12 protein-coding genes and 1 pseudogene are annotated in these 14,736 nt (G+C 48.8%); 5 read left to right on the top strand and 8 right to left on the bottom strand.

Annotated elements, in window-relative coordinates:
• Positions 1–1,095, top strand: a pseudogene (locus S7335_RS26940) (glycogen debranching enzyme); the annotation flags it as partial.
• Positions 1,096–1,124: 29 nt separating this feature from the next.
• A complete protein-coding gene (locus S7335_RS17415) occupies positions 1,125–1,508 on the top strand; it encodes an MGMT family protein (RefSeq protein WP_038016466.1) in 384 nt (127 codons plus the stop codon).
• Positions 1,509–1,734: 226 nt separating this feature from the next.
• Here the strand turns inward: S7335_RS17415 and S7335_RS17410 are convergent, their stop codons facing one another.
• From S7335_RS17410 to carA, 5 genes are all read right to left on the bottom strand, one after another.
• Positions 1,735–2,007 (bottom strand): DUF1816 domain-containing protein, encoded by a 273-nt coding sequence (locus S7335_RS17410; protein WP_006456506.1) that lies wholly within the window; start codon positions 2,005–2,007, stop codon positions 1,735–1,737.
• 227 nt (positions 2,008–2,234) lie between these two features.
• Positions 2,235–3,446 (bottom strand): 23S rRNA (guanosine(2251)-2'-O)-methyltransferase RlmB, encoded by a 1,212-nt coding sequence (rlmB, locus tag S7335_RS17405; RefSeq protein WP_198011386.1) that lies wholly within the window; start codon positions 3,444–3,446, stop codon positions 2,235–2,237.
• A gap of 106 nt (positions 3,447–3,552) precedes the next feature.
• Positions 3,553–4,020, bottom strand: a complete 468-nt coding sequence (locus S7335_RS17400) for a Mini-ribonuclease 3 (protein WP_006456830.1) — start codon at positions 4,018–4,020, stop codon at positions 3,553–3,555.
• Between the two features lie 82 nt (positions 4,021–4,102).
• Positions 4,103–4,444, bottom strand: a complete 342-nt coding sequence (locus S7335_RS17395) for an STAS domain-containing protein (protein WP_038016465.1) — start codon at positions 4,442–4,444, stop codon at positions 4,103–4,105.
• A 126-nt stretch (positions 4,445–4,570) separates the two neighbouring features.
• Entirely contained in the window at positions 4,571–5,764 is a 1,194-nt protein-coding gene (gene carA, locus S7335_RS17390) for a glutamine-hydrolyzing carbamoyl-phosphate synthase small subunit (RefSeq protein WP_006453469.1), read from the bottom strand.
• An 88-nt stretch (positions 5,765–5,852) separates the two neighbouring features.
• Between carA and S7335_RS17385 the strand changes: the two genes are divergently transcribed.
• Complete coding sequence (locus S7335_RS17385; RefSeq protein ID WP_006457668.1) at positions 5,853–6,827, top strand: TIGR02281 family clan AA aspartic protease; 975 nt, start codon at positions 5,853–5,855, stop codon at positions 6,825–6,827.
• Between the two features lie 51 nt (positions 6,828–6,878).
• On the opposite strand, the gene argJ is transcribed toward S7335_RS17385, so the two are convergent.
• A complete protein-coding gene (gene argJ, locus S7335_RS17380; protein ID WP_006455301.1) occupies positions 6,879–8,222 on the bottom strand; it encodes a bifunctional ornithine acetyltransferase/N-acetylglutamate synthase in 1,344 nt (447 codons plus the stop codon).
• Positions 8,223–8,353: 131 nt separating this feature from the next.
• Between argJ and lnt the strand changes: the two genes are divergently transcribed.
• Positions 8,354–10,003 carry an apolipoprotein N-acyltransferase gene (gene lnt / locus S7335_RS17375; protein ID WP_006455200.1) on the top strand — a complete coding sequence of 550 codons (1,650 nt, stop codon included), beginning with the start codon at positions 8,354–8,356 and terminating at the stop codon, positions 10,001–10,003.
• Between the two features lie 14 nt (positions 10,004–10,017).
• Here the strand turns inward: lnt and S7335_RS17370 are convergent, their stop codons facing one another.
• A complete protein-coding gene (locus tag S7335_RS17370; RefSeq protein ID WP_006455670.1) occupies positions 10,018–12,090 on the bottom strand; it encodes a bifunctional diguanylate cyclase/phosphodiesterase in 2,073 nt (690 codons plus the stop codon).
• A 277-nt stretch (positions 12,091–12,367) separates the two neighbouring features.
• The gene (locus S7335_RS17360; RefSeq protein WP_006454036.1) at positions 12,368–13,423 is read right to left on the bottom strand and encodes a YheT family hydrolase; all 1,056 of its coding nucleotides are present in this window, start codon (positions 13,421–13,423) and stop codon (positions 12,368–12,370) included.
• Between the two features lie 292 nt (positions 13,424–13,715).
• Between S7335_RS17360 and galE the strand changes: the two genes are divergently transcribed.
• Positions 13,716–14,735: a UDP-glucose 4-epimerase GalE gene (gene galE / locus S7335_RS17355; RefSeq protein ID WP_006455644.1), complete on the top strand. Its 1,020-nt coding sequence runs from the start codon at positions 13,716–13,718 to the stop codon at positions 14,733–14,735.
• Position 14,736 lies beyond the last annotated feature (1 nt).

Below are 14,736 nucleotides of genomic sequence, written 5' to 3'. Positions count from 1 at the left end.
GTAGATAGACTTTCTTCCTTTTTCGACATCATCCATCAAGACCCAGTGCTCTCAACCACCAAGCTAATTGCGGAACCTTGGGATTTAGGCGAGGGCGGCTACCAGGTAGGCAACTTTCCACTGCTATGGTCTGAGTGGAATGGAAAGTATCGAGATACGATTCGAGATCTCTGGCGAGGTGAACGCTGTAGCTTAGCCGATTTTGCGTTTAGATTCACTGGCAGTTCAGATCTCTATCAAGACGATGGTCGGTTGCCTCATGCCAGTATCAACTTCATCACGGCTCACGATGGCTTTACGCTCAACGATCTGGTTAGCTACAACGAAAAACACAATGAAGCTAATGGGGAGGGCAACCGAGATGGCGAAAGCTACAACCGCTCTTGGAACTGTGGGGCTGAAGGCAAGACAAACGATCCCGAGATATTAGCGCTTCGAGCTAAGCAGCGGCGTAACTATCTAGCAACGCTGATGCTCTCCCAAGGAGTACCCATGATGCTAGGGGGTGATGAAATCGCTCGAACAACGTCAGGAAATAACAACACGTACTGTCAGGATAGCGAACTTTCTTGGTTTAATTGGCAGCTAGATGAAGAGGCGCGATCGCTTCTAACGTTCACCCGCAAACTCATTGCATTCCGACAGGCACATCCTATCTTTTGCCGCCATCACTGGTTCTTTGGTAGAGAGATCCACGGCTCTGGCGTTGTAGATATCGGCTGGTTCAACCCGGATGGCACAGCCATCGACGACAGTGAATGGCACGATAGCTCAACTAGGGCAATCAATATCTTTTTGAACGGCGCTGAGATCCCCAATTTAGACAACAAGGGTCAGCGCATTCTAGACGACAGCTTTTTACTCTTTATCAATCCATCTGAGAACCCTCTAGAATTCACAGTACCAGGCGCTGTGAATGCTCAGAAGTGGTCGGTTCTGTTGGATACGAGTGATCCAAATGGTTTCGTTGAGAAAGGAGAGGTCTACGAGCGCGATCAGGTTATGAAGGTGAAGGCGCGATCGCTTGTTGTCTTGGCTTGTCCTTACTGTTTTACGACTAGCGATCACGAAGCCCCTAACAGTGAAGCAGACTAGGGTGTAGTCAATAGACAAAACATGAATCTATGACAAAGAAGTCAACAAAAACGTCGTGTTACCCCAGAATCTACGAGATTGTCAAGTTGATCCCGTACGGTAAAGTCGCTACCTATGGTCAAATTGCTGATTTGGCTGGACTAATCGGTAAGCCTAGGGTAGTTGGTTACGCGCTCTATAGAGTCGTCGATAGTATGGAAATACCTTGGCATCGGGTCATCAATGCCAAGGGGGAGGTTTCTAGATCGTCGTTAAGAGATGGTAACGACGATCTTCAGCAAAGCTTGCTTGAAGGTGAGGGGATCGTCTTCAACAGGCGTAAGCTAGAGCTTAGCGTCTACCGCTGGCAGCCAGACCTTGCAGCAATCGATCGATTGATAGAATCACTAGGCGAACAACCCTCGACTAAGTAGGGCTATTGCTATCGCCTTCATAGAGTTGCTAAGGACATACTTATCGGCTAAAACCATTACGGAGCGATGGGTACCCTACCTGTAGCGATTAGACGCATCGGCGTATGGTACTAGGGCATGCCTACCAAGACAGCGGTGAGACCCTTTCCCTCGCACGGCTTCAGGGGTGCTTACCAAGACAAAGTAAGAGCGCATCCTTTCTGTACTGCAGATTGCTTCGTAAGGGCTAACTGCCTACCGGAACCATCGTTACCGCACTAGCTGTATTCTCTGGTTCGATGGTAAGCTCTGCAGGCTCTGGAATATTATGCAAGCTGGTCTGAATTTGCAAAGCACCTTCCTTTTGAAGATCTTCAATATAGCCCGGCTTAGCTTGAGTAGCTTGCGCTTCATCATCAAATGGGCCGAAGTAATAAACACAATTAGGTTCTGCCGTTGTGATCTTTACCCACCAAGGATTAGAGAAGAAACTAAACAGACCGCTAAAGAAGTTTTTCATTACAGTTTGGCGAATGCTTTGTATTGTGGACAGTTTTTCTTTGATAGTTGAAATTAAATCTTGAGTAGAAAGTAGAACAGTTGAACCGATAGTTCAACTGTTTCTTCTACAGACAAATCGTATCTAATTATATTGTTCTGGGAGAATATATGCCTGTGAGTCCCTTTAGAATAGTATTGATAAATCTAATCCGAATCAGTGTATTCGTTTACCATCCCCGATCTCTTTCAACTGTCTATTCGCTCTAATTTCGAGGCTTCTACCGATCCCTTTTGTAGTTTTTTTCTAGTAAGTACGGGTAGCTTATCTATCCAAGTTTGACGGTAGATCTCATAGAGAGCCATGCCAGTAGCTACGGAGGCGTTGAGACTAGGTGTTTTGCCGCTAAGTTCAATAGAAACAAGCTGATCACAAAGATTTTGAACAGAGAGACTCAGCCCACTACCCTCCGCGCCGACAACTAGGACTACTGGCGCTGAAAAGTCTGTCGTATGAATTGACTGGGCTGCTTCTGCCGTGAGTCCGTATATCCAGAAGCTGTTGCTTTTTAGGTACTCTAGAGCGCGCCCCAGGTTAATGACTCTAGCTATCGGTATATTTTCCAAGGCACCTGCCGACACTTTGGCTACGGTAGAAGTCACACCAACGGCTCTACGCTGAGGAATGACGATGCCTTGAGCGCCAATCGCCTCCGCCGAGCGGATAATTGCCCCTAGGTTATGGGGATCAGTAATTCCATCCGCAGCTACGATCACCGGACGACGCGCTTTGTTCTTTGCCTGCTGGACTAGCACTTCTAGATCTACATATTCATAGGCAGAGACCTGAGCCACAATTCCCTGGTGACTGGCGCCTTGGGTCATCTGACTAAGCCGCACGTTTTCAACTTCGTCAACAACGCTACCGTTGGCTTTGGCTGTCGCAATCAAGGGCCTAAAGTGTGAGTCATAGTGAAGTTTGGCATTTACCCATAGACGGTTGAGCGAACGGCCAGCTTCAATTGCCGCTTCAACTGCATGACGTCCGTATATCAGGTCAGGGCTAGTGTCTTCATCTATGCTTTCAAAACGACTATCGAGATGGTCTCTGCTGAAAGATTGTCGAATACGATTACCTTCTACTCTAGACTTTCCTAAGTGGTCGCTTGACTTTCTAGGGCGATCGCCCTTTTGCCAGTCTGGTTTCGAGCTTGATTTATCCGGGTCAAATGATTTCCTCGTTCCGAACTTGGTTCGTTTGGAACCGCTGGGCGAACTTGCGTATTTTCCGCTACGTAGCTTAGGCTTGTCTCCAGATTTAGCACTGGACTTACCGCTAGATCTCAAACTGGGTTTCCCGCCAGGCCTAGCACCTGGTTTTGAGTGAGGTCTTTTGCTTTTTTTGCGAGGCGCCTCGAAAGAATCCTCTGATGAATTGGACGGCTGTTTTGGGCTGCTCACGAGGGAGTCCTCATAGTTAGATGGTGACTAAGGTAGATCGTGACGGGAAAATTAAGGTGTCAAAGTACTGTCTCTAGACCTAGCTTAGAGCGGCTAGGTCCGCTTCCTAAAAGCCAGCTTTGTCGGATAGCTGGTTCAATAAGCTAATTAATCTAGGCTGGTCAGTGAGATAGAGAAACCCAATGAGGCTTTCTAGGCCGGTTGCTTTTTGGTAGTCCTGCCCCCTGGCTCGCCGGCTTTTACCAGTAGTTGCATTTCGGCCTCTTCTGACAATATCTTTCTCAGCATCCGTGAGAACAGGACTAAGCAGATCAACGAAGTGCGACTGCTGTTCTGCTTTGACCTGAGTCACGACCTGATGATGATAGTCGCGAATGCGTTGGGCAGGAATAAGAAGACGCGATCGCACATACAGCTCAAAAACAGCGTCCCCGATATAGGCTAACGAAATCGGAGAAATCGTATTCAGCTCGCTAGCGCTTAGTCGGTTGTACTCTGATGTGGGACATGCCCTAGCATCTACAAACTGCGCATCTATCAGCTGCTTGAAGCTTTGGTCGGGAGAATTTCCCATATCAGAAAGTTCTAATAAAAACTCGATGCATAATCCTTTAGGTCAAAAAAAAATTAGATCTAAATTTCTATTGCTTGAGTTTTCAATTTTTAAGATTTTCGAGCGCAGCCTCTACGTTGGGCTGTAAAGATAAGAACTGTTCTAATCGAACTAGTTTAACCGTTTGAGTAACCCGAGGATTACTGACCACTTGAACGCTGCCGCTCTCACCTTTTGCCTTTTTGACCAGACGAACGAGTGCACCCAAGCCGGAGCTATCAACAAAGTCTATCGTAGAGAGATCCAAGATGATATGAGCTGGACCGTCCTCAATATACTTGTTGAGAACCTTAAGGAAAGTGGGCTCAGAAAAAGCGTCTAAAAGTCCAGTAAGGCGGAAGATTTGACATTTCCCTCTAACTTCGCGGGTGCCTCTTAGACTCACTGTTAGGGTAAGCGACTCAGCGATGGGATCCTCCTAGTATGCCTAGCATTCAACAACAATATGACGATTAAGTATAGGACAAGATACTATCAACTGCAATACAGCTTTTTGCATACTTTCTTATGCTTACTTCTGCTCAGGTACCTGCCCTTGAGATGAGCGCGATCGCTCGCGCATGGCTTGGACAAAATTAGCGAATAGATAGTCGGCGTCATGAGGGCCTGGACTAGCCTCTGGGTGGTACTGCACCGAGAACACAGGCAGCTGCCGATGACGAATGCCAGCAACGGTCTGATCGTTGAGGTTAAGGTGCGTAATTTCTACTTGCTCTTCGTCGATAGAACCTGCGTCGAGGGCAAACCCATGATTTTGACTCGTGATTTCTATCTGTTCGGTAAGACCACAGGGCTGATTGAGGCCGCGATGTCCAAACTTGAGCTTAAAAGTGTCTGCGCCCAGAGATAGTCCCAAGATCTGATGACCCATGCAGATTCCAAAGGTCGGCAGCTCGCTCGCTAGCAGCGCTTGGGTCACTGCAGGAGCACCCGTGACAGCAGCGGGATCCCCGGGACCATTAGAAAGAAAAATACCGTCAGGCCGGTAGCTCAAGACGTCTTCGGCGGAGGTGTCGGCTGGTACAACAATGACTTTACAGCCATAGCTAGCAAGGCGCTTGAGGATATTACGTTTAATGCCAAAGTCAATGGCGACAACAGTTAAAGGAGGTTGATCAACGCCTTGAGAGTTTACTAAATCGGTGTCTGAGGCAGTAAAGGCCCAGTTTTCTTCAGTGATTTCTTTCCACTCGTAAACTTTATCGGTGGTGACTTCTTTGACTAGGTTAAGTCCCTCCATAGAAGGCAGCGTCTGTAGCTGTCTGAGCAGCTCGTCTGGGTCTAAGATTTCGCTAGAGAGAATGCCATTCATCGCGCCGACGCTGCGCAGCTTCCTGGTGAGTGCCCTAGTATCGATACCATGAATGCCAGGAATCTGGTGATCTATCAGGTAGTCGCTTAGGGACTGGGTAGAGCGCCAGTTGCTTGGCCGATCGCATACATTTTTTGCGATCGCCCCTTTGATATAAGGTCGCACCGACTCTTCATCCTCTGGGTTGACCCCGGTATTTCCTAGCTCTGGATAGGTGAACGTTACCATCTGACCGCAGTAGCTTGGGTCAGTCATGACTTCTTGATAGCCGGTCATGCCCGTATTGAAAACGACTTCTCCCATCGATGTACCCGTCGCCCCAAAAGACCAGCCTCTGTATATAGAGCCATCTTCTAAGACAAGCAAAGCAGGTTGGGCAGCGGGGTTAAACATAGTAGGGCGTCAAGAAAATCCGTATAAGACGTAATAGAAGACCAGCTCGGTTGGGGCAAGGTAGAGAGAGGCACTCTACAAATTCCTAATGGCTCGCCGTCCCTTTTTTCATCGCTTCATATTATTGCCTAGTTTGGTCGGATTCGCGTGCTACGCTTGTCAGCCGATATCTACAATCACAGACATCAGTTCAGAGAATGAAACGCCCACCAAGCGAGCTAGTTCGGCTAGTGATCAACCTGCGCAGCAAAATAGCCAGCAGGACGACTTAGGATTAGGACGCTCAGCCGCTGCGAATACAACCAATCTAGCTAAAGCTACTGAAGCCGCATCTGAAGCTACAAAAGCTAACTCGATTCGAGCCTCCTTAGATGCTTATCAACTGGGGATAGAGTTAGCCGTTAGTGCCGATACGCTTAGCCAATCTGCGATCTCTCCAGACGATTGGAATCTGGTGCTTAGCCGATGGACCAGAGCAGCTGATCAGCTTAAGCAAGTCACTGCCGATAGTGAACACTATCCATCTGCTCAGCAAAAAATAGCAGACTATACCCATAACGCCACCCAAACCCAAGCCAGAATTAAACAGCTTCAAACCGAGGTCCATGTTCCTTTAGCCTCTATTCCTGCGGCTTCCTTGGAGAAAGCAGCGTCCCAAGGTGATCGCACTGCAGATCAAGCAGCAGGCAACCAGCGGGTGCGGGTTCCAATTGTGCGACGGCTGCACGGGACGCCAGTAGTACAGGTCACGTTCAACGGTAGTCGAACCTATGACATGATCTTAGACACGGGCGCTAGCCGTACATTGATTACCCGGCAAATGGCCAACGAACTAGGGATAGAAACGATAGAACAGATGGTGGCAGCGACCGCTAGTGATGCTGAGGTTACTTTTGATATTGGTCAGGCGCGTACTATCTCGATGGGTTCGCTGACTTTGAAGGATGCGCGAGTGAGCATCGGCGGTGCCATTAGTATTGGTCTGCTAGGCAATGACTTTTTTGCAGGGTATGACGTGATTATCCGATCTAGAGAGAACGTAGTCGAACTGGTGAAATCTTAGTTTCTTAATGCCTACTATTTTCGATAAAACTATTGTCTATAGATCTAGCGCTTAAGTAGTGTATTCTGCATTGATCCTGACGTAGTCATAGCTCAGATCGCAGCCCCAGGCTTTCGCAGCGCCAGGACCATTTCCTACGCTAACAGAAATGACTACTGGATGAGATAGCGCTTCTATCGCATCGCTCTGACGTTCAAAAGGAGCTTGAGTATCAGCAATGACTAGATCGTTACTACTTTGGGTGCTACTGAGCAAAATTTTGGACATTGCTAGGGTGCTACGTTCAGCACACTGTTTTAGATAAGCACTTGCAGCGGCCCGATCAAAAGACTGAGGTGTACCGTCCATCATTAAAGTGAAGTCCCCCAGAGCAATGCTAAGTTCGGTTTGATCAAAGGGAGTGCCCGCCCGTCCGGCAGCTCCAGCAATCCGGCCCCAGTTCGGATCGCGACCAAATATGGCAGATTTGACCAGAGATGACCCCGCAACTGTGCGAGCGATTTGACCGGCTGCGCGATCACTCATAGCCCCTGTGATCGAAACTTCAATCAGGCAAGTAGCCCCTTCTCCATCGCGGGCAATAGACTTAGCTAAGTGAATGCAAACTTCTGTGAGCATCGCTTCTAGCTTGTCCGCTTCCGGTCCAGGCTCGGTGATAGCAGGCGTGCGTGATTCTCCATTGGCTAGGGCAAGCAGACAGTCATTAGTGCTAGTGTCTCCATCGACAGTAATTTGATTAAAGCTTTTAGTGGTTGCTCGGCGGACCATATCTTGCCATAGCGGGGATGAGACAGCGGCGTCACAGGTCACAAACGCAAGCATGGTGGCCATATTTGGATGAATCATGCCAGAACCTTTGGCTGTTCCGCCAATGCGGACAGGGCGATCGCCCATCTGGGTTTCGAGGGCGATGGATTTAGTGATCAAATCGGTCGTGACAATGGCCCTGTCAGCGTACGCTCCACCTTCATCAGAAAGGCTACTGACGAGTTTGGGAATACCCGCTTGCAGCTGTGCCATCTTGATACGCTGACCGATGACGCCTGTAGAGGCTATCAGCGTACTGTTTTCGGGCAGGTTAAGAGCCGTGCTGATCGCGTTGGCGCTAGCGATCGCATCCTGTTTTCCTTGTTCTCCTGTACAGGCATTGGCCTGACCAGCATTGCAGAAAATGGCTCTGGCCGATGGCTTAGTTTCGAGCAGTTCTTGACAGTAATCAACACAGGCAGCGCGAACTTGACTGGTTGTAAATACGCCCGCTGCGATCGCCTCACAGTCAGAGACAATCAGCGCTAGATCAGGCGAGCCAGAAGGTTTCAATCCTGCTGCAATCCCTGCGGCCCGAAATCCTTTGGGTGCGGTGACGCCGCCTGTAACCACTTGCCAGTCTGCCATCGTTTTCCTCTCTTAAATGGGCCACAAGAATAGGCCTATTAAGTTGAGGATTATACCAAGCGAGCTGACTCTGACCTACAAGGCTTATCCTTATGAGGCTGGAATAATTAAAGCTGAGCTGAGTAGAGATATTGAAAAAACCGATACAGCTAGGCAAAGGTGGGCCTAAGAAGGCAGACGATACGAAGGTAGCTTTGTTCGATTGGCAACGTTGGCTATGGCTGTTGGGCGGTGGCGTGCTGATGGGAATTACCCCGGTGAACGCCTGGCCACTCGCTTGGCTAGCGATGGTGCCCTTATGGTCCTTGGTATATTGCCCACTCTCTAATAAAGAAACTGTCGCTAGATATGTTCTGGGGGGCGCCCTCTGGGGAATTGCCTACCATGGAACGGCGCTATCGTGGATCACTGGGTTACATCCGTTGACCTGGATGGGAGTGCCCTGGTTGGGGAGTATCGCGATCGCCCTCTTTGCCTGGGGGTTTATCACGCTTTGGGGCGCAGCGATTGGACTGAGCTGGCTTGGACTGATGTGGATAGTCACGCGCAGGTTTTTAGTGACTGGCGTGAGTCGCGTGATGCTAGGCACAGCGCTATGGTGTGCTGTTGAATGGGTTTGGAGCAGCGGCCCTTTGTACTGGACATCACTGAGCTATACCCAAAGTCCAAGCAACCTGTGGCTACTGCAGCTCGGCCAGATATCAGGACCGATTACAGTGACCGCCGCGATTGTGGCAGTAAATGGACTAATCGCAGAAGGAGCTTGGGGATACTCACACCCTAGTCATGGAATAGTCAAAAACTCTAAAACGGTTCAAAAGACAGGCCTGAATCAATGGTGGATACGGGCGATCGGACTTTTCCTGGTGTTGCACTTAGTTGGATGGGGACTCTACGCACGGCCTCTTGTCGATAGCGCTGATAATAAGCTATCAGTTGGTCTGATTCAGGGGAATGTTCCCACTCGCGAGAAGCTAACTGCTCAAGGAGTTCAGGCTTCACGTCGCACCTACTTAGCCGGCTACAATCAGCTAGCAAATGATGGCGCTGACTTAGTCATCACCCCGGAAGGAGCAATCCCGCAAGTATGGAATACCTTTCTACAAGAGCGCAATCCACTGCTAAGAGCCGTTGTAGAAAAAGGGGTTCCGCTCGTGCTAGGAACATTTGTTCACGAGGATATTGAAAATAGTCAGACGCCTTTGACCCAAAGCCTGCTGACGTTAGTTCCAGAAGGTAGTATTGGCGGGCGCTACAAAAAAGTGAAGCTAGTCCCCCTAGGAGAGTACATCCCCTTTGAGTCAGTAGTCGGCGCTGTAATTAGTCGGCTATCGCCCTATGGAGAAAGCTTGGTACCCGGTGGATTTGACCAGGTCCTAGAAACGCCGCTAGGTCCAATGGCGGCAGGCATCTGCTATGAGTCCGCATTTGCAGCCCTGTTTCAAGGGCAGGTACATCGAGGTGGACAGGTGATTTTCACAGCTTCAAATAACGATCCCTATCCGTCTCGGCAGATGCAGCAGCAACAGGCGCAAGATGTGATGCGAGCTATCGAGAATGATCGCTGGATGGTGCGAGTAACCAATACAGGTATTTCTGGAGTGGTCGATCCAAAGGGGCAATTGCATTGGATATCTCAACCAAACACGTCGGTTACTTATCTAGCCACCTTATACAAAAGACAGAGTCGAAGTGCTTACGTACGCTGGGGCGATTGGTTAACACCTACGCTGTTGGCTGCGGCAGCCGTTTCAATCTGGATTTCTAGAATAGCTAGCTAGAGATAGAGAGAGACTTACTTTGAAATAGCTTTGTCAATGTGCTCGGACGCTAAGGCGTTGGCTAACCAGTTTCCTTGACCTAGCTGATAGTCTAGCGAGATGAGCAACTCGAGCTGTTGAGTAGTTTCTATCCCACTACCGATCACTGTGATGTTGGCACTTCGACCAAAATCATTGATCGTTTTAAGCAAATCGACGTTGTCTTTATGATCAAAAGCTTGGGCAACGAAGACCGGATCAATCTTCAGTGAATTTACCTCTAGCTGATGTAATCGGCTAAAGGAAAAGTGTCCTTTGCCAAAACCATCTATGCAAAGATTCAAGCCAAGTGCCTTGAGTGCTTTTAGATTAGCTGCAATGGTGGTTTCTTCAGTAAGTAATAGAGATTCGTCAATCTCTAGCTGAAAGCGTGAGCCGTTGAGCTGGTGCTTTTCCAGTGCGCTCTGCCAAAGAGGAACTAGCTGGGGCGATCGCAGTTGACTGGCAGAGAGATTGAGATGTAGCTTGAGGTCCGAGGCAATGTGGGGCGATCGTTCCTTGTTCGTAAGGTTTTGTAAGGAGTAAGCACGATCACTTCCAGCATAGCTGTCAGCCGAAACCCCCCACTTGACTAGCTGCTGACAAGCTTGGTCAATTAGACTGGGAGAAAGCTGACGAACAACATCAATCTGTTCTGCAATATGAATAAATTCGTTTGCGCAGACCCACCCTTTTCTAGGATGATTCCAGCGCAGTAGTCCCTCCAAGGCGGCTAGTTGTTGGGTTTTGAGCTCGAAAATGGGTTGATAGTGTAATCTAAACTGGCCGCGTATCAGCGCCTGACGTAAATCGTCTTCAAGTATTAGACGAGCCTGAGTCCGACTCTTGATATGGCTATCAAACACCACAAACTGTTGAGCGTTATGGTTGGTCTCTTGAACAACAATCGGTGAGCTAGCCTGCTCTTCCAGGTGGTTAAGCTGAAGATTTATCTCCATCTGGCTTCTTTCTTTAGCCAGACGTTTGGCCTGATACATAGCAGTATCCGCGTCTCTTAGGACCGATTCTGCTTGCTGATAGCCTAGCTGACTCAGAGCAATACCTATGCTCGCAGAAATCGAGAGCTGTCGATTAGCAACTGTAAATGGCTGTTCCAAGTGCCATTGAATTCGTCGAACTGCTGTAATCGCTTCATTCTTACCAGCAATATCATCAAGCAAGACTGCGAACTCATCACCGCCTAGGCGCGCCACCAAATCACTTTTGCGAAGCAGCCGTTTGATTCGATTAGCGACGTGGGTTAGCAGCTGGTCACCAACTTCGTGTCCTAGCGTGTCATTAACAGGCTTGAAACTATCGAGGTCTATAAATAGAACCGCGTACTGATGATTGGAATTGCGCTGGGTAAGCTGAACAGATTGCTCAAGACGTTGTAAGAAGTAACTCCGGTTGGGTAGACCGGTGAGCGGATCGTGTAAGGCGTTGTGGCGTGAGGTAGCTTCGCGTTTGAGCAAAGCAGATTGGACTTTGAGCAAGCGGTGTAAAGAGGTGCTCAGGCTATTGGTGCGCTCTATTACACGCTGTTCTAGACTGTTGTTGACTTGCTGAAGTTGATGAGCCTGGCGGCTCAGTTCCATTTGCGCTACGACCTGATGGCTGAGCATCCTAAGCGCGTTTATTTGCTGCGGGCTCATTCGTCTTGGCTGATAGTCAAGTACGCAAAGCGTCCCGAGTGCATAACCATCAGGTGTTATGAGCGGATGCCCTGCGTAGAACCGGACGTAAGGTGGACCTACGACCAGTGGATTGTTGCGAAACTCAGGGTGTTGCTGAGCATCTTCGATGACTAGCGTGTCTACATGTCGAATAGTCTGATCGCAAAACGCTAGGTAGCGAGGTGTTTCGCTAATATCAGCGCCCACTCTAGCCTTCACCCACAAGCGATTAGTATCGACAAAAGTGACCAAACCCGCTGGCATCTGACAGACATGGGCGGCTAGCTCAGCGAGCTCATTGTAGGTTGTATCAGGAAGCGTATCTAGGATGCAGTAGTCCTGGAGCTTTGCAAGACGTAACCTTTCTTCTGTTGACCAGGAGACTGCTGACATTCTTAGGTGTCCCTAAATTTATGCTGCCTTTGTCAAATCGCTGTGAAAGCCTCCAATCAGCGTCTTCTATCGGATACAAGCCGACAAGACCTGTAGCTGTGCGGATGACTATTGGTGACTATCTACTATCTATTGTTATCCAAGTAAAAAACAACTTATCACAGCTGAAGAGCCCGCTTCCTAAACCTTTGTACTCTCTAAACAAATGAGCAACCTTTAATGAGCAACCTTTGAAGAGGTCGAAGGTGCGCACCCCGTTCCTCAGTTGCTTGAGGTGCTAAGGAGTACTAGCTCCAAACCACTCTAGAATTCTATTCCACGCCCACCACTGATCGATGTCCCGATATTTTTGTTGGCACATAGACGAGCTAATAAAGCCCACATGTCCCCCATGTTCGCTCGTGGACAGATCGATAGCTGGGTTGTTTGCGCAGGCGGACTCGATATCTGGAACAAGCGTTGGATCGAAGAGCGGATCATCTGCGGCATAGAGAATAAAGGTTGGTTTAGTGAGTGCTGGCAATATATAGAGGCCGCTGGTAGCAAGATAGTAGTCAGCCACGGATTTGAAACCTAGTCGGGGAATCACTATTTCCTGGTCAAAAGACCAAATGCTATTGACCCGGTCTACAGCAGCAGAGTCAAAGGCAGTGGGATGGTCTGCTTGCAGTTGATTAAGCAGCTGTTTAAGTTTGCGGGTAATGGCTTTTTCAAGATACTTTCCTAAGGGAGCTTGAGCAAGATAGGTTAGCGATCGCAAGGACTCTAGCGCCGGAGAGATCACTGCTCCCCCAGCAATTTCTTCGCTATCTATACCCAGATCAGCTCCCCATGCAGAAAGCTCTTGCGCTGCTTTGATCCCCCATAGAGCTAGCAGCCCTCCCAAAGAAAATCCTGTGAACCAAAACGGTGCCGGAGCGCCCATATGCTTAGCCGCTGCTGCGATCCGGACAAAATCTTCCCCTTCATAGAGTCCATCAGAGGTCAATGCTGGCGAAAGCTTTGCTGTTTTACCATGAGCGCGCCAGTCAAAGATGACGACCGCGTAGCCACGTGCATAGGCTTTACGAGCCATCAGTCTCAAAAACCACTGGTCTTCTAGGTCGCCTGTGATACCGTAGGTACCCACAACTGTCCCGATTGGATGAGGTGGAATAGCCACTAGTCCAAAGATAGGCACTGCTTGTGCGCCTGTAAAGATCTTCTCGTGATAAGTCGGTTCAGGCTGTGTAAGCGTCTTTTCCCAATTTTTGCTAGCGCGCAACCCTACATAAAGTGTCATCAGCAGGCCGTTATTAAGCGGCCATGGTGCTTGGTAAGGAATAGGTAGCATAGTTCACTTCATGTGTTCTCTATGTTCTTAGCAGTTTGTTAATGATTTGTGCATCTATAGCTTTAGCGACTACGTATTTGTGCTTGGCTAAGTTAGTACTTTGTTATATGACAACACGTCAAGCTTCACAGATGAATGGGTGATAGCAGCTCGGATGCAATGTACATCCTATCGACTGTCAACTATTCTTCAGAGAATCATGGCCTATGTTTAGGCAGGCTATGCAGATGAGGATTGAAGAAATCAAATCTTGCCAAAATATCTACCGAATCTGAATGTATCAAGAGACAACATGCAGCTTTTAGAAGAGTCGAAAACACAGACAGTGCTAGTGACAGGTGGCGGTGGATATATTGGTTCTCATACCGTTAAGGCTTTGCAGGCAGCTGGGTATGAGGTTGTGATCCTTGACAACCTTATTTATGGACACCGAGACCTAGTCAAGAACGTTCTCAAAACCAAGTTGATCGAAGGTGATATAGGTGATCGCGCTCTTCTAGAACAACTATTTTCAACCTATTCAGTGGCAGCGGTTGTCCATTTTGCGGCCTATGCCTACGTTGGAGAATCTGCCACCAACCCTGCAAAATATTATGCCAACAACGTCTGTGCCACACTGACGCTACTAGAGGCGATGGTTGAGGCCGGCATTGATAAGTTGGTATTTTCCTCAACCTGTGCTATCTACGGCGTCCCCGATACGCTACCAATCTTGGAAACGCATGATAAGCGGCCAGTCAATCCGTATGGCAAGACTAAGCTGATGGTTGAGCAAATCTTAGATGATTTTGACCGGGCCTATGGTCTCAAATCAGTTTGCTTTCGCTACTTCAATGCGGCCGGAGCAGATCCATCAGGTGATCTCGGAGAAGACCACATGCCAGAAACGCATCTGATTCCACTGGTGCTAGCAGCAGCACAGAAACGCGATTCGGTCTCAATCTTCGGGAAAGATTATCCTACAGCTGACGGTACCTGCATCCGAGACTATATTCACGTGAGCGACCTAGCAGATGCTCATGTGCTGGGACTAGACCATCTTTTGCAAGGCAACTCCAGCCAGAAAATCAACCTAAGCAATGGTAGTGGCTTTTCAGTTCGACAGGTGATCGAGACCGCTAAAGCGGTGACAGGTCGTCCGATTGAGGTCGTCGAAGAAGCCAGACGACCGGGCGATCCGCCGGCTTTAGTTGGCAATAGCGATAAAGCGGCTACTCTACTGGGATGGCAACCTCGCTACCCAGAGTTAGTAGACATTATCGATCATGCCTGGCAGTGGCATCAAAAGCGGCATAGCTCGAATCACTCTTAAA

It is taken from the genome of Synechococcus sp. PCC 7335 (assembly GCF_000155595.1).
Classification (GTDB): Bacteria; Cyanobacteriota; Cyanobacteriia; order Phormidesmidales; family Phormidesmidaceae; genus Phormidesmis.
The sequence above is the reverse complement of the archived record's forward strand: the minus strand, read 5'-3'. Positions and strand labels throughout refer to the sequence as shown.